The organism is Streptomyces sp. RLA123 (assembly GCF_056270165.1).
Genome location: NZ_JBWDOR010000003.1, coordinates 4,479,117 through 4,494,536, shown reverse-complemented (window position 1 = coordinate 4,494,536; position 15,420 = coordinate 4,479,117). Strand labels below are relative to the sequence as shown.

Genomic DNA, 15,420 nt, shown 5'->3' with positions numbered 1-15,420 from the left:
CACACACAAGCGTGGGAGACACTTAATCACCAGAAGTATGTGCTGATCATGGAGGACAGGCTGTGCTCGAGTTCGACGTCACGATCGAGATCCCGAAGGGTTCCCGGAACAAGTACGAAGTGGACCACGAGACCGGTCGTATCCGCCTGGACAGGCACCTGTTCACCTCGACGGTCTACCCGGCGGACTACGGCTTCGTGGAGAACACCCTCGGCGAGGACGGCGACCCGCTGGACGCCCTCGTCCTGCTGGACGAGCCGACCTTCCCCGGCGTCCTGGTGCGCTGCCGCACGATCGGCATGTTCCGCATGACGGACGAGGCCGGCGGCGACGACAAGCTGCTGTGCGTGCCGGCGTCCGACCCGCGCGTGGAGCACCTGCGCGACATCCACCACGTCTCCGAGTTCGACCGCCTGGAGATCCAGCACTTCTTCGAGGTCTACAAGGACCTGGAGCCCGGCAAGTCCGTCGAGGGCGCCAACTGGGTCGGCCGCGCCGAGGCCGAGGCCGAGATCGACGCGTCCTACAAGCGCCTGAAGGAGCACGGCGGCCACTGACGCCGTGCCCGCACCGAGGGCGGCGCGCTCCCTGCCGGGACGCGCCGCCCTCGTGTGTGCTCAGAGCTGCCGTCGCGTAGCGTCCTCGCCCTCCCCGCAGGCCGCCAGCAGTTCGGCCAGGGAGCCGTGCAGCGCGGCGGCCAGCGCGTCCGCGTCCGGCACGGCGGCGGCGTCCGCGAAGAGCCCGATGTGCACCCGGCCGCGGTAGGTGGAGATGGCCACGGCCAGCGACTGGCCGCGGGCGAGCGGGGCGATCGGGTGGAGCTCGGTCATCCGGCAGCCGTCCAGCGTCAGCGGCACGTCGAGCATCGGCACGTTGGTGACCAGCACGTCGAACAGCAGGCGCGCGGAGGCGGCCAGCAGCGGCGCCGCGAAGCGGTGCGCGAGCGGCGGCACGCTGTCGGCGAGCAGCGCCACCGCCCCGGGGCCGGTGTCGGGCCCGGCGGCCTTGTTGCGGTCCATGCCCTCGCGCACACCGCGCAGCCGGGTCAGCGGGTCGGCCTCGCCGACCGGCAGCCGCAGCAGGTAGCCGGAGATCCGGTTGCCCCGCCCGCCGCGTACGCCCTTGCGGCGGCGGCGCGCCACCGGGATCAGCGCGCGCGGGCCCGGCCCGTCCGGGTCGTCGCCGCGCGACTCCATCCAGCGCCGCAGGGCGCCGGCGACGACGGCCATCACGACGTCGTTGACGGTGCCGCCGCTGGTCTTGCGGACCCGGTGCATGTCGTCCACGTCCAGCGAGGCGCCGGCGAAGCGGCGCGGCGCGCCGCCGTGCCGCGGCGCGGCACCGAGCGCGGCAGGCCCGCCGGGGTCGAGCGAGGCCCGCAGCACCGCCGAGCCGATGCCCAGCGCCCGTCCCGCCTCGCGCACCCGCGACGGCAGGGAGGCGACCACCTGCCGCGGGTCGGGGAGCCCTGAAAGACCCGGCAGGCCCGGCAGGGCCGGAAGGTGGAGGCCGGCCGGCTGCCGGGGCGCGGGCGGCGCCGGAGTGGCCCGGGCAGCCGGGGCCGCCGCCTGGCGTGCGCCCTGGTCGAGCAGGACCGCCCCGAACTCCACCGCGCGCAGGCCGTCGGCCAGCGCGTGGTGCAGTTTGACGAGCACGGAGACGGGCGCGTCGGGGGCGCCCTCGATGACGTACACCTCCCACGGCGGGTGCTCGCGGTCCATCGGACGGGACATCAGCTCGGCGACGGCCGCGGAGGTGTCGGCGCGCCGGACGGCGTGCACATGGCGCCGGACGTCGAAGTGCTCGTCGGGGGCCCAGGCGGCGCCGCCGACGCCGTACCAGACGTCGCGTACGCGCTGGCGCATGCGCGGGGCCTTCTCGGCGCGCGCGGCGATAAGGGCCGCCAGGCCCTCGGCGTCGACCGGGTGCCCCGGAGCGCGCTCGAAGACGGCGACGGCGCCCAGGTACATGGGATGGCCTGGTGAGTCGAGATTCCAGAAGGCGAGATCCAGCGGGCTCAACAGCTCGTCAGCCAAGGCTCCTCGCCTCCGAAAGTTCGGTTTTGCCCCGGATCGGGCACTCACGTACGCAGTGAAACCCCCGGGAATGATTACAGTCAACTACGACCACGATACGGACAGTTAACATCAGATTTCCCGACACATCATCAGGAACGGCCGTCCGTGGGCCCGCAGGGCTCAGAATCCGCGCGTGCGCTTCGCCGCCGCACGGCGTCGTGCCTGGTCAGCGCCACCGGGCAGGCGCAGGAAGAGCCGCGCCATCTCGCCGCCGAGGTTCACTCCGATGGCCACCGCGAGCGCCAGCGCGGCAGCCTTGGTGAGCGAGGCGAAACCCTGGTCCAGATGCCCCCGGGTGAGCCCGAGGAGTCCGTAGTACGTCGCCGAGCCGGGCAGCAGCGGCCCGATCGCGGCCGTCACGTACGGCAGCGCGGAGGCGAAGCGGTAGCGGGAGAGCATCTGCCCGAACAGGCCCACCAGCCCCGCGGCGACGGCGGTCGCGGCCACCGGCGACATCCCGATGCCGAGGGACTCCTGGTGCAGCGCCGCGTAGACCGTCCAGGCCACCCCGCCGTTCAGCGCGGCCAGCGCCAGCACACCGCGCTCGCACTGCAGGAGCACCGCGAAGGCCAGACTCAGCACCATCGCCGCCACCAGTTGCAGCGGCGGGTTCTCGTACGCGCGCAGCGCCTGGTCCGGATCCAGCTCGGCGCCCAGGCTGACCCCGGCGTACAGGATCAGGGTGACGCCGATGACGATGCCGGTGAAGAGGTACATCACCTCCAGCAGCCGGGCCGAGGCGGTGATGTAGAAGCCGGTCAGGCCGTCCTGTACGGCCGCCACCAGGGCCCGTCCCGGGATCAGTGCGAACAGGCCACCGGTGATGACCGAGGAGGCCTGGAGCGTGCTCGTGCCCGGCAGGACATGGCCGAAGCGGGCGATGAACACGCCCAGCGCGGCGGCCGGCATGGCCGCGGCGACGAACTGGTAGAACTCCGGCAGCCCGCGCCCCGCGCACAGCCAGGCCAGCCGGTCGCCCAGCATGGCCCCGAGCGCGGCGACCGCGAAGACCACCGGGCCGCCACCGCCCACCAGGAGGCTCGCCGCGCCCGCGAGCAGCCCGGCGGCGGCCGTCAGCAGCCAGCCGGGGTAGGGGTGGCGGTTGCGGCGGATCAGCGCGAGGCGGCGGTAGGCGTCCTCGAGGCTGAGGTCGGCCGCGGTGATGTCGTTGATCAGCCGGAAGACGGCCGCGAGGCGCGTGTAGTCGGTGGCCCGGCGGCGGACCGTGCGGTTAGCGGTGGCGGGCGGGTCCACCAGCGAGGGCTGGTACGAGATGCCCAAAAGCGTGAAGGTCACGCTCGGCTCGACCCGGCCGAGCCCGTACGCGTGGGCCACGCCCAGCATCGCGGCCTCGACGTCCTCCGCGCCCTCGCCGCCGGCGAGCAGCAGCTCCCCGATGCGCAGCGTCAGGTCGAGCACACGCGGCACGGCGGGCCCGGTACCGGCCTCCGGCTGCGCGCCGGGCTGCTCCGGCGCCGGCCGCTCGCCGAGCGGCATGCGCAGTATCGTCCGCATGCGGTCGGGCCAGGGAGCCTCTTTGGAGAGGCTGACCACCGGGATGCCCTCGGGGGGCGTGAACGCCGGGTGCGACAACTGCGGGGAGGTCTTCGGAGGTGTGAAGGCGGAACCCTGCGGTTCCGGCCGGGGCAGGTCGACCCCGAGCGGCGGGGTGAATTCCGAGCCGCCGGCCGACTGCTCGGGCTCCTCCGGGGGCCGGTGCGGCACGGGTTCCTCCTCTCGACGTGATCCTGCGCCGGGCATGCCTGGGGGAGGGTGTCGCCACCCTCCCCCAGGCACAGCGGTTCGACTGCCCCTCAACCCCGGACGCTAACGCCGGTTCGCCCGGTGGCGCCCGCCGCCGGAAGCGGTGGGGCTCTGGACCGACGGCGGCGGCACAGGCCCGGCGCCGTCGGCCGGGGACTCCGGCCGCGGCGGGGCCTTCTTCGCGGCGGAGCGGGCCCGCAGGAACTCGATGGCGATCGGGACGACCGAGGCCAGGACGATCGCGACCAGCATCAGTTCGATGTGCTCGCGCACGAAGGCGATCTGCCCGAGCCAGTAGCCGAGCAGCGTCACACCCCCGCCCCACAGGGTGCCGCCGATGATGTTGTAGGTGACGAAGGTGCGGTAGTTCATCCGGCTGACGCCGGCCACGATGGGCGTGAACGTACGCACGATCGGCACGAAACGGGCCAGGACGATCGACTTGGCGCCGTATTTCTCGAAGAACTCGTGCGCCTTCTCGATGTTCTCCTGCTTGAAGAGCTTGGAGTTCGGGCGGCGGAAGAGCGAGGGGCCGACCTTGCGGCCGAAGAGGTAGCCCACCTGGTCACCGGCGATGGCGGCGATCACGACGAACAGGCAGACGGCCCAGATCGGCCAGTCCAGCGTGCCGCCTGCCACCAGCAGGCCACCGGTGAACAGCAGGGAGTCACCGGGCAGGAAGAACCCGATGAGCAGACCCGACTCGGCGAACACGATCGCCAGCAGGCCGATCAGGCCCGCGGACGAGATGAGGTAATCGGGGTCGAGCCATTGCGGGCCCAGGGCGATAGTCGTCACGCGCCAAAAGTATCAACGCGGTCGGGACCCCACCGTTCCCTGTGCACGAACTCCAGGCCACGGTCCTCCCACGCGTTCCACCACGTACCACCGCACATCGCCCGTCACTGCGGAATCAGCGTCTTCCGGGGGAATCCGCGGGAAGCACCCCATTTCCGCGGCGACCCGGCGTGCATCGCGCGCGGGACGGCGATCGCCGCGCACGATGCACCCATGGATATCGACGAGTACGGCGGCGGACAGCGGCAGGGGTCCAGCGTCCTGGTGGTGACCACGAACGACGTCCCCGGCTTCCGGGTGGAGCGGGTGATCGGCGAGGTCTTCGGCCTCACCGTCCGCTCCCGCCACCTGGGCAGCCAGATCGGCGCGGGCCTGAAATCCCTGGTCGGCGGCGAGCTGAAGGGGCTCACCAAGACCCTGGCGCAGACCCGCACCCAGGCGATGGAGCGGCTGGTCGAACAGGCACAGGCGCGCGGGGCGAACGCCGTGCTGATGATGCGCTTCGACGTCAGCGAGGCCGCCGACGTCGGCACCGAGGTGTGCGCCTACGGCACGGCGGCGGTCATCACCCCTGAGCACGCCTAGCGTTGGCGACGATCGCGTCGTGCACGTACTGGGCGCTGCCCGGCGCGATCGCCTCGTAGTAGGCGTGGAAGCGGGGATCGGCCAGATACATCGCGGCGAGACCGGTGTGGATCTCGTACGTGCAGTCGTAGTAGTGGTCGACGATGAACTGCCGGTGCTCCTCGGCCAGGTCCATCGCGGCCTCGCCGCCGGCCGGGGCCCCCGTCCCGCGCAGCGCCACCAGGCGGGCGGCCCAGTCGTCCTGCTCGGCCTTGATCCGCAGCCAGTCCTCCTTGGTGCGGGAAGCGGCGCGGCGCTGCGACTGCTCGTACGCGCCGGTGCCGCCCCAGCGCTCCCGGGTCTCCTCCGCGTGCTGGTCGGGGTCGTAGTCGCCGAAGACCTGGAATTTCTCCTCGGGCGTGAGGTTGATGCCCATCGTGCGTGCCTCCATGGCTCGTTGGACGGCTTCGGCCATCTCCGTCAGCTTCCCGATCTGCGCGGTCAGCAGCTCGTGCCGGCGCCGCAGGTGCTCGCGCGGGTCCGCGGCCGGGTCGTCGAGGAGGACCGCCACCTGGTCCAGGGGAAAGCCGAGCTCCCGGTAGAAGAGGATCTGCTGCAGCCGGTCGAGGTCGGCGTCGCCGTAGCGGCGGTGGCCCGCGTGGCTGCGGTCGCTGGGCGAGAGCAGCCCGATCTCGTCGTAGTGGTGCAGCGTGCGGACGGTCACGCCGGCGAAACCCGCCACCTGCCCGACCGAGTAGCCCGTGCTCGTGTTCATGACCACACCCTCCGGCCTCACGCCACGTGAGGTGCAAGTGCCATATTGGTGCCCATGCTGGGTATCACCGACCTGCCGACCTATCTGCTCGGCACCGTGCTGATCGTGCTCCTGCCGGGGCCCAACTCCCTCTACACCCTCTCCGTCGCCGCGCGGCGCGGGGTCCGCACCGCCTACCGCGCGGCGCTGGGTGTCTTCCTCGGCGACACGGTGCTGATGACCGCCTCGGCGGCCGGGGTGGCGGGCCTGCTCACCACGAACCCCGTCCTGTTCGGCATCGTGAAGTACGCGGGCGCCGGCTATCTGGCCTGGATCGCGTTCGGCATGGCGCGAACTGCCTTGCGGATGTGGCGGGCGCGTCCCGGAGAGCCGGAGCCGGTGGTGACGGCCGCCGCCGAGGGGCCGGCGCAGGCCGAGCAGCCGTTCCGGCGGGCGCTGGTGATCAGCCTGCTCAACCCGAAGGCGATCTTGTTCTTCATCTCCTTCTTCGTGCAGAAAGTTGCAGGATCGGAACGCTCTGACCAGGGGGTTTGCTATGTCTGACCTACGCCAGGCAGCGGCCCAGTTCGCCCGCATGAGCCCCCAGGAGCAACGGCAGGCCCTAGGAGCCCTGGGCCTACCCGAGAGGCCCCCCAGGGAGCCCCAGGAGCCCCACCAGGTGACCCCGTTCACTGCCCTGGCAAGCACACCAGGCAGGCGCAAGCGGCGCCCAATCACCGTGACCGTGAGCACTCCTGACGGGCCCTCAGGGGCCCTCTAGGCGCCGCCCTGGTCAGCAACGAACGAGCCTTGCCCTAGGACCGTCCGCAACCGGCCCTCCGCCCTCAGGTCCGCTACCGCTTTCTGTGCCGTGGACTGGCTCACGTCGAACTCAGCCGCAATCGCCACCGTGCCCGGGAATCGCTCCCCAGGCTTGTACCGGCCAGCGTCCAACCGTCGCCGTAGCTCATCCCGCACTTGCGGCCACACCTTGACGGAGCGATCAAGATCCATGCTCACCAGCGTGCGCGATCACGCGCTAATGGGCTATCGCGGTAGTGCGGTAACGCGATAGCGCGTAAGGTGAGAGACGTAAGGACCCCGGCGGGCCGTTGGAGCGGCCCCCGGGGCGTGATCGACCTGAGGAGACAGGACGACAGTGCGAAGCATAGCGGCGGGAACACCAGCAACAGAGGCCCTGTGCGGCCAGTACAGGCCCGGACGGGAACACGGCGGTACAGGGCGCGGATTCCTCCCGTGCGTCCTCCTGGCAGGCCATGAGGGCAGGCACGGGAACGCCTTTGCCGACACGTGGTCCGGCTATCTGCCGGTAATCGACCCCCACACCGAAAAGGCGCCGACACGGCCCCTGGAGAGCATTACGCCCAGGCTGTTGCCCTGGACTACGGACGACGGTAAGCCGTGCTATCTCAGCACGGACAATGGAGACGGATTCATGGCCCGAATGGCCGACGCTGCGGAGCTAACCCAACTCGCCAGCGCGGCAGCGGTGTTGGGTCACGCAAAGCACCTGATCAACCGGACGGGGATTGTCTCGGCCGACGAATACCGTTGGACCGCACGGCGGTTGACCGAATGCCTCTCCGATGTGATCCGTATCGCAGAGTCACGCGGTATGCGCTAAAGCCCTCAGGCCCCCGTCTAGGGGCCTGAGTTGAAAGGGGCCCGGCCGCCGATGCCGGGCCCCTTTTTCATCGCTTACAGGGCCGCCAAGGTGGCCCCATGAGGCCCCAACGGGCCGCAGGAGGACACACGTTGAATCCGTACACGAACGCACCGGCCGGAACCGTTGGGGAGTTGACCGTAAACGGCACCCTCTATCAGTTGCTCAAACTGGATAACGGCACCTTTGCAGCCCAGGGCGGAGACTGGGCCGTAACCGGGTGCGCTAACGAGCATCAAGCTATGGACGCGATCATTACGCGGGTAGCCCAGCTACAGGCCCGACCCTAGGCCCGGACCGCAAATCTTCCGACGGATGGGCCCTACGGCCGAAGATCCTCCGACGGATCGTTCCCGCCGTCGGCATCCTGCCGACGGATGGACCGTCTAGCGACAGGATGTTCACCCCAGGCCCCAGGAAGGCCCCTAGGCGGGCCTGTGAGGGCCTGAAACGACGAAAGGGCCCCCGCCTACAGGCAGGGGCCTAAACGTGTCCCTACGGGCCAGAGGGGGGGTTCCTTACTTACTTCCTTACTTACTTCCCCGCAGAGAAGTAAGCCCCCACCCAGGAAGCCATAGCGGGCCCGTAGAGGGCCCAGCACAAAGAAAGGGCCCCCGCTACTGCGGGGGCCCTTAATCGTGCCGCAGAAAGCCACCCAGGGCCCGGCACGTAAGTAAGTTAGTTAGTTGGTTACTTCTCCTTTGGAGGCCGCGCCCGGCGGGCCGCCTCCCCCTGAGGAGCAACAGGAATAGGCAACGGGCCCGGCCCGTAAACCAGCCGGTCAATGGAACCGTCCTCCAGGGTTAGGAACACCGTAAACGGGCCCTTAGGCCAGTCGCCCACAAAGCAATACTCTTCCCGGCCGTTAGGCATAGGGGAGAAGTCGATTAGCGGGCGGCTAACCGGCGGCGCGTTATGCGCACCAGGGAAGCCCGTAACCCTAACCACAGGGCTTGCCGTGCCATCTAGCCGGACAATTACCCGACGCCCAGAAAAGGCGTAGGGGTTAGGCGTGCCCGCCAAATCGGCAGGGCCCGGGGTACCCAATCCCAGACGCTTAGGCGCCCCCAGGCCGTCCCTGTCCTTTGCGGACGGGAACGCACTGACCGCACCAAAGTTCGCGCTTACGTTTGCTCCGGTAGCCATCAGGTACCGTTGATCGCCTTAGTGAGGACACGGACGGCCTTAACGTCCGTGAGGCCCACACCGGCCCAGCGGGAAGTAACCCGCGCAACCGTCTTGTCCTCCAGGAACTTAACCTGGTCCGAATAGGCAACGTTCACGTCCTGCCGCAGGCCGACATAAACCTGCGAAGCATCCATGAGGATTACCGTCCCGGCCGCTAGACGCGGGGCCGGAATGAGGTTCGCACCCCAAACCTGCTTAGGCCCGTCCTGGGCCGCAAAGGGCGAGGAATGATAGGTGCCCGCAGTGGACGCCTTAAGCTTCCGGATCACGTTGTACGTGCCCGGGTCGGCCAGAATAGAAGTCACGGTGCCGCCCTGGGCCTCAATAGCGGCCATCTCGTCGGCCACGTTGTCCAGGGTGATAGCGGCAGAAAGCGGCGTGCTCACAACGCCCGCAATCTTGGTAATGCCGATCGGCTGGTTAGTGCCAGTACCGGCTAGGAAAAGGTCATCTACGGCCGCCGCAGTGCTGCGGATAAGGGCATCCGAGACAGCCTGCCGAACGTCCGGCGTACTGTCAGTCAGTAGCTCACTGGTAATCCCCGTGGCCTGGGCGACCTTGTAAGCGGTGAAGCCCGCGTCAGCAATGGTCATGTCGGTAAGCGGGATAGCCGAACCCTCAGCCACGACACCGGCCGTGCCATCGGCGGTAACGGCGGGAACCTGTAGCTTTCCACCCTGCGCAATCGGCAGGAGGTTAACGCCAGCGGACAGGAATGCGGACCGCTTACGCATGGAAACAACGAACTGACCGTAAACCTCAGGGGTTACGGCAACACCGCCAGAACCGACGCCCGTGCCAAGGTCACGCTGCTCTAGATACTGAGAAGCGGAGGGCAGGATAAACCGGCCCTCAGTCTGTCCGGCAGTCGCCCAGGAACCGGCGGCACTGGTAAACAGGTTGCCCAGCTTCCCGGAAAGCTTACGGGTCTCCGCCTCCGCCTCAGCCTTAGTGGTGAAGTCCCGAACCTCTTCGGACTTCTCCTCAATAGCGCGGTCTAGCTTCTCCATACGCGCCCGCTTGTCGGCCTCCGTAATCTCGGAGTCGTTAAGGACCGTCTTGTATTCCTCAAGTAGGGCCCCACGGGCCTCTAGGCCCTTACGGGCTAGCTGTAGATAAGACAAAGCAAACACCTCTAATCGTTTAGGGAACAAAAAAGGGCCCCTGCCGGGTTAGCGGCGGGACCTGAAAGGAAGGGGGTAACGCTTAGGCCGTCTGCCCGGCCGCAGTCTTGACGTGCTGGGCACTCATGGCAGCCTCAGCAATGGCATGCCACACACCGGCCCAAGCCTGGTCAGTGGGCGTCATGTCGTCACTAATGAGGTTGCTAACCCGCTCTATGGCGGCTCCGGCAATGTCCTCAAGCTGTGTGCGAGGCAGGCCGACAAAGGAATAAGTAAGGGAATCACTCACGGGGGTAACACCATCCAATCTGGAAAAGGGCACAAAAAAAGTGGGCCGCCTGACGTTGGAAGGCGACCCACTTGATTTGCAACAAAGGAGACCGGCAATGTCTTTCGTAAACCGTTGCCGCAAGGGTTCATCACGCCCTCACCTATACGGATTTCCGCTTCACTGGCATTCGTGCCAGGGGCGATTAGAGCCGATGACCCTCAGGTGACGGGAAGCCGTGCGGCCCTCATTGGGCCCGGCTGCAATGCCCGGGTGCCGTGCATCATCCGGCACGTTGTCCCGTCCGCCCCAGGACGTGTCTCCGTCAATGAGATACGCACCATCCATGACGCCCAGGAAGTCCCCTACGGCTCCCGCGTGAAGGTCACCGCCCACGGCTGCCGAGGGCCCCCAGTAAGGCCGTGTAGGGGCCTCCAGTGGCGTTCCCGCCCGGCGTGCCTCCCGACGTGCCTTTTGCTTAGCCGTCTTAGCGGCGCGGGCACATTCCTGCCCACAGAACTTAGAGGGCCTGCCAGACCTAATGAGGCTGCACCAGGACGCCGAACAAACGGCGCACACGTAATCGGTCATGATTCCCTTAGACATTAGTGTTCTCCTTTGGTTAGGTAAATTGATTAGAGTCGCCGGCGACTGCCTTAATTTTGGGTATTAGGGCAAAAGAAAAGGACGCCCTAACGGGGCGTCCTAATTGGGTATCCATCCGCACACGCGGATTAGCGGTCTCACTATTTATGCATCTATGCATAGATGCGTGAATAGGGGGCTGCATGAATATGCAGCGATTATGCATGTGCCATTTTTGGTTTTTTTCCCGGGCGTTCATGGGGGATAGGAACAGGGGGGTTCCTAAGGAAGGTCGTCCAAGTTTCGAGGGGGCTATCCCCCCTTATGCATAAACGCTGTATAGGCATGCATGCTGCGCTGCATGAAGTCGGGATATTTAAGGGCCTGAGATGAAAGGCCCTCTAACCTATGTAGTACCGTTGCGGGGCGTTTATGTAACGCCTCACTAGGTGTGTCATTAATCGCATTTATGCCTCACCATTAATAGGCATGTGGCAATGCCTATGCACCTCTGTTTCCTCTACTGGAATTGCAGGAGCGGCAATAGGTTCGAAGGTTAGACGTGTGGTTAGTTCCGCCCCGCGAAACCGGCACGATGTGATCGGCCGTGAGGGGATTCCCTGGGCTGCCCGTGTGTCGGCACACGATGCACCAGGGTTGGGCCTGTAGCACCAGGAGGCGAGCGCGCCTGTAGGCCGCGTCATAGCCACGGGCGTAAGGGGATGGCCGGTTAGTCCGGGCAGGCCGGGACGCAGCCTTACGGGCCGCCTTAACGGCGGCACAGTCCGCACACCGGCTAGCAGTAACCGAACCGGTCAACCGGTGGCAGCCCAAGCACATCACATTAGGCATTAATCCTTTTCTCCTAATCACTAATGGCACGCGCCTAATAGGGCGTGCACGGTTTATGGGATGGGCGCAGAGGTTAATTAGCATGCGAACTAACTAACCAAGTAACCCAACGGCCCGGAGAGGACCCAGGAAGGGCCCTTGAATTCACTTGACGAATACACCGGACGTGTGTGCATGATGTTCCCGCCGCCCCCCAGCGGGGCGGGTAGGACCACCGGCCGTAGGGAGGCCGGGAATGGCCCCCAGCGGAACTACGGGAGGCCCGTAGCAGGGATTCCCCTGTGCGGGCCTTTCGTATGCCCTGGGGCCCGTCCTAGGGACTTGAGAGGAGTAGGCAGGCGCATGTCTAGAAGCTTCACGGTGGAACGCTGGACAGAGAACTACGGCATGACCCCGGAAGGCGTGGTCCGGATGATCTGTGAGGACCCCGAGTTGTCTCAGGTAGTGGGTGACTCCATCGCCTACCGCGTCTCTAAGGGCACAGCCGGGGAAGATCCTGACGAACGTGCCGACTGGAACATAAAGGCAACCCGTTACCTGTTGACCTGTTCCGTTAGTAGATATGCACGCTCGATTGAGGATGAGAAGGAGGGCCGTTGATTAACTTCCCGGGCAATAGCCCATGGCTTGCCCTCAGTCAGGTGGAGGCGGGAAAGATCGCAGGAGACAACGTGACGGCACCCCTTTGGCTGCGGGTTTGGTTGCTGGCACTAGCCGACGCTAACCGAATAGGCCACGCAGAATACGGCCCTAAGGGCTTGCAGGCCCGCCTAGGGGCCCGTGTGGACGGCAAGACAGGCGCGGTCATGCCGGTAACGGGAAGCGCCGTCGCTAACGCCATAGCGCGGTGTAAGGAGTACGGGCTACTAACCCCGGAATCCGCCGCCCGATGCTTGGTTCTGTCGCACCACCTTGCCCGCAAGGAGGGCAAGGGTACGAGCCACTGTCGACACCATGCGGTGAGGGATAGGGCCTCTCATGGCCTCCATGGGTACAACTCTTCACTAGCCAATGAAGACGCTTCACTCCTGGATGAAGCGATGTAGCCGTTCACCAGCGAAAACGTAAACCTTCTCTCTATCTATACAGAGCGTTGGGTGAGCAAAGATGAATAAGACTCAAGTAGGGCACGTTAGCGCGTGCCCTTTTCTATGCCCTGGACCCGGTTAACGGGTCCTAATGAATAACTAACGTTCTAAACCCCGGCGGCCCAAACCGCCGGGTTAGTTAAAGACTGAGGGGCCGCTAACCGGCCCGTCCGGTATAGCGCCTCTAATCGGCGCAGGTTCACTACCCAACGTAGGGAAGCCGTTAAGGCTTCCTGACTTAATCTCCCCGGCTCCTTACGGGCCGGAGGTTTGTTTACCCAGCGCCTTAGGACGCTGGGACGGGGATTGCCTCAGCAATCCCCTTTAAGAGGCCCTGTATGGCCCCGTGAGGGCCTGTGGGGCCTTTGTCGTCTCCCAGGGCCTTAGGGCCCGTGAAAGTCGCTGAGAACGGCGCACAGACGTTTTATCGCCCTACGCCTAGCCGTGCCGACGCCATGGCCCCAGAAACGACAGAACGGCCCCTAGGAGGGCCTAGCAGGGCCTCAGAGTCCCAGGGCCTCACCCAGGCCGTGAAAGGCCCGCAAAGGGCCGCCCAGGGCCCTTGACGGCCCCGGCGTCCATCCGGCCCCCAAATGGGCCGCCAACGAAAGAAGGAAGCCATACCGAAGACACTCACCCACGATGACAGGGGGACTATGCGCGTTGTAACCGTAATCCAGGACCAAGACGGTAACCGGAAAATTGTTGCTGATGTTGTTTACCCATCCGAGAGTTGACATAACAAAAGCCCCCTCCTTTCGGAGGGGGCATCTTGGTTTCGCGTAGCGCGCTGGCGCTAACTCCAGTTGTTGTCCATCCTGATCAGCCGCTCCTTAACATCGTGCGGGATGACCAGTTGTCCCAACAGTTCCCCGTCGTCCTGTCGCCCGAGTTCGAAAGTTATTCCCGCGCTCAGTAGGTCCCTTTCCATGGCCTCTACGCCGCCAGTATTCCAGTGCTGGCGGTAAGTCCTGCCGGTGCTTTCGTAAACCCACCTATCCTTTGTGGATTCCGGGGTGATCTTCTCCCAGGCTTCGGTGAGAGCGGCGTACGTGGCCTCCGCCTTTTCCCGAATGAACCCGGCCTTATCGAACCTCCCGTTAGGCTCCAGCCCAGTCATGTAATAGGCGATCGACTCTTCAAGTCGCTTCCGCTCACGCCTGTTTTCGTCACCCCTTGCGTACTCACGGCGGACCACCTCGTAATCCCCCAGGGCCTCAAAGACGGCTTGCGCCAGAGACGAATAGGCGTGCTCAGGGTCCGGGATGACGAACCCGGGCTTACGGCACTCCGGGCACCGCAGATACCGGTATTCCTTAACCTCCCCGTTGGAAAGGGCTTTGTAGTTGTTCGTTTCGTTAACGTTCCTGCCGCACGTGTGCTTTATGACGCCCAGGAACCTGGTAGGACGACGGTTTTTCTCGTGATGGCGCTTATTCTTCGCACGGGTCGCAAGCGCCGCTTGCACGCTCTCAAACTCGTCACCAGTCAGGATCGGTTCATCCGTAACCCTGATCTCCTGGCCCTGCTTATCGAGTACCGGCGTAGATTTGTAGGCTCCCGCCTTAGTGCCCCCCTCGGTGCGGAGGCCCTTAACGGCAGGATTCCTGAGAATCCTAAGGATCTGCTGATTGTTCCATGTCCGATCGCTGTACGTGGGGACCTTAGCCCTGTCCAGGACCTTAGCGATTCGGTTAGCCGGAACCCCCCGCATTGCCGCTTCGTACATGTAGCGCACTACGCGCGCTTGCTTAGGGTCCTGCACTAGGCGGCGTTTCCCGTCCACCTCGGTAGATTTGTAGCCGAATGACGGCTTACCGATACGCCATTGATCCTGTTGCTTAGTGTATTCCCAGTGCGACGAAACGCGGGTCTTAGTGTTAGCGGCTTCAATCTCCGCAACCGCCGCAATGAACGTCACCATTGCCTGAGCCATCGGGGACGACAGGTCCAACGTGTCTTTTAGCGAAATCAGGTTCTTCCCGAACTTTTCGCACCACTTAATCATCTCGTGCAGGTCAGAGATGCGCCTAATGAACCGGTCAAGCTTCCAAAACAGAATCAGGTCAAACTCTGGCGTGCGGTTGTTAAGCCAGTCCCCCAGTTCCTTCCGCTCCCACGGTGCTTTCTTAGTGGCGGACACGCCCAGGTCGCGGGCGACGCCCACAACCCTGATTCCCTCACGAATGGCATAGCGGCGAAGGTCGAGTTCCTGCCGCGCCGGGCTAGTGGTGTCCTTCGTGAGAATCGACAGCCGCACCGACAGGAGCCCCCGGGGCGCGTCCTCCGGTAGTGCCTCATTCCTGGCCTGGAGTTCGGCCAGCTCTGCCAGTTCCTCAGCGGTCCACTCGGGAGCGTTCTTCGTAGCGGTCATGAGCGCGAGCGTACAGGCAGTTGGATTCCGCCACGTTCTTCGTGCAGTTCGTCGATCCCGGCTACGCCCATCCGGCGCTGTCCTTCCTGGCACTGGGCGCGATCGCGCAGGTCTTCAGCGCCAGCTACCTGACCCTGCTGATATTCGGCGGCACCCACCTGGCCGCACAGTTCCGCCGCCGCAGGCGGCTGGCGGCCGGGCTGACCTCGGGCGCGGCAGTGCTGTTCCTGGGCTTCGCGGCGAAGCTGTCGATGGCCTCCTCGGTCTGACGGCTCGACCTGCCGCGCCGCGGCATCGCG

At 65.6% G+C, this 15,420-nt stretch carries 12 protein-coding genes and 2 pseudogenes; 5 read left to right on the top strand and 9 right to left on the bottom strand.

The window, feature by feature from the left end:
* The first annotated feature begins 62 nt into the window (after positions 1 to 62).
* Complete coding sequence (locus RV983_RS20470; protein WP_475987207.1) at positions 63 to 557, top strand: inorganic diphosphatase; 495 nt, start codon at positions 63 to 65, stop codon at positions 555 to 557.
* Positions 558 to 617: 60 nt separating this feature from the next.
* Here the strand turns inward: RV983_RS20470 and RV983_RS20465 are convergent, their stop codons facing one another.
* The 3 genes from RV983_RS20465 to RV983_RS20455 all read right to left on the bottom strand — a co-directional run bounded on the left by RV983_RS20465 (position 618) and on the right by RV983_RS20455 (position 4,640).
* Positions 618 to 2,036: a wax ester/triacylglycerol synthase family O-acyltransferase gene (locus RV983_RS20465; RefSeq protein WP_475987206.1), complete on the bottom strand. Its 1,419-nt coding sequence runs from the start codon at positions 2,034 to 2,036 to the stop codon at positions 618 to 620.
* Positions 2,037 to 2,198: 162 nt separating this feature from the next.
* Positions 2,199 to 3,839: a threonine/serine exporter family protein gene (locus RV983_RS20460; RefSeq protein WP_475987205.1), complete on the bottom strand. Its 1,641-nt coding sequence runs from the start codon at positions 3,837 to 3,839 to the stop codon at positions 2,199 to 2,201.
* A gap of 66 nt (positions 3,840 to 3,905) precedes the next feature.
* The gene (locus tag RV983_RS20455) at positions 3,906 to 4,640 is read right to left on the bottom strand and encodes a DedA family protein (protein WP_475987204.1); all 735 of its coding nucleotides are present in this window, start codon (positions 4,638 to 4,640) and stop codon (positions 3,906 to 3,908) included.
* 213 nt (positions 4,641 to 4,853) lie between these two features.
* On the opposite strand from RV983_RS20455, the gene RV983_RS20450 reads away from it, so the two are divergent.
* On the top strand, positions 4,854 to 5,225 hold the full coding sequence (locus RV983_RS20450) for a YbjQ family protein (protein ID WP_475987203.1): 372 nt from the start codon (positions 4,854 to 4,856) through the stop codon (positions 5,223 to 5,225).
* On the opposite strand, the gene RV983_RS20445 is transcribed toward RV983_RS20450, so the two are convergent.
* Entirely contained in the window at positions 5,206 to 5,979 is a 774-nt protein-coding gene (locus RV983_RS20445; RefSeq protein ID WP_475987202.1) for a MerR family transcriptional regulator, read from the bottom strand. The genes RV983_RS20450 and RV983_RS20445 overlap by 20 nt on opposite strands.
* Before the next feature lie 54 nt (positions 5,980 to 6,033).
* On the opposite strand from RV983_RS20445, the pseudogene leuE reads away from it, so the two are divergent.
* Positions 6,034 to 6,480 (top strand): annotated as a pseudogene (leuE, locus tag RV983_RS20440) (leucine efflux protein LeuE); the annotation flags it as partial.
* A 255-nt stretch (positions 6,481 to 6,735) separates the two neighbouring features.
* On the opposite strand, the gene RV983_RS20435 reads toward leuE, so the two are convergent.
* From RV983_RS20435 to RV983_RS20420, 4 genes are all read right to left on the bottom strand, one after another.
* Positions 6,736 to 6,972 carry a GntR family transcriptional regulator gene (locus RV983_RS20435; RefSeq protein ID WP_475987201.1) on the bottom strand — a complete coding sequence of 79 codons (237 nt, stop codon included), beginning with the start codon at positions 6,970 to 6,972 and terminating at the stop codon, positions 6,736 to 6,738.
* Between the two features lie 440 nt (positions 6,973 to 7,412).
* Positions 7,413 to 7,484 carry a mgtA regulatory leader peptide MgtL gene (mgtL, locus tag RV983_RS20430; protein WP_475990387.1) on the bottom strand — a complete coding sequence of 24 codons (72 nt, stop codon included), beginning with the start codon at positions 7,482 to 7,484 and terminating at the stop codon, positions 7,413 to 7,415.
* Between the two features lie 1,303 nt (positions 7,485 to 8,787).
* Positions 8,788 to 9,954 carry a phage major capsid protein gene (locus tag RV983_RS20425; protein WP_475987200.1) on the bottom strand — a complete coding sequence of 389 codons (1,167 nt, stop codon included), beginning with the start codon at positions 9,952 to 9,954 and terminating at the stop codon, positions 8,788 to 8,790.
* Between the two features lie 1,354 nt (positions 9,955 to 11,308).
* The gene (locus RV983_RS20420; RefSeq protein ID WP_475990386.1) at positions 11,309 to 11,647 is read right to left on the bottom strand and encodes an HNH endonuclease; all 339 of its coding nucleotides are present in this window, start codon (positions 11,645 to 11,647) and stop codon (positions 11,309 to 11,311) included.
* 354 nt (positions 11,648 to 12,001) lie between these two features.
* On the opposite strand from RV983_RS20420, the gene RV983_RS20415 reads away from it, so the two are divergent.
* Positions 12,002 to 12,259 carry a hypothetical protein gene (locus RV983_RS20415; RefSeq protein ID WP_475987199.1) on the top strand — a complete coding sequence of 86 codons (258 nt, stop codon included), beginning with the start codon at positions 12,002 to 12,004 and terminating at the stop codon, positions 12,257 to 12,259.
* 1,284 nt (positions 12,260 to 13,543) lie between these two features.
* Here RV983_RS20415 and RV983_RS20410 read toward each other — a convergent pair.
* A complete protein-coding gene (locus tag RV983_RS20410; protein ID WP_475987198.1) occupies positions 13,544 to 15,121 on the bottom strand; it encodes a recombinase family protein in 1,578 nt (525 codons plus the stop codon).
* A gap of 32 nt (positions 15,122 to 15,153) precedes the next feature.
* Between RV983_RS20410 and RV983_RS20405 the strand changes: the two are divergent.
* Positions 15,154 to 15,390 (top strand): annotated as a pseudogene (locus RV983_RS20405) (LysE family transporter); the annotation flags it as partial.
* Positions 15,391 to 15,420: the final 30 nt, after the last annotated feature.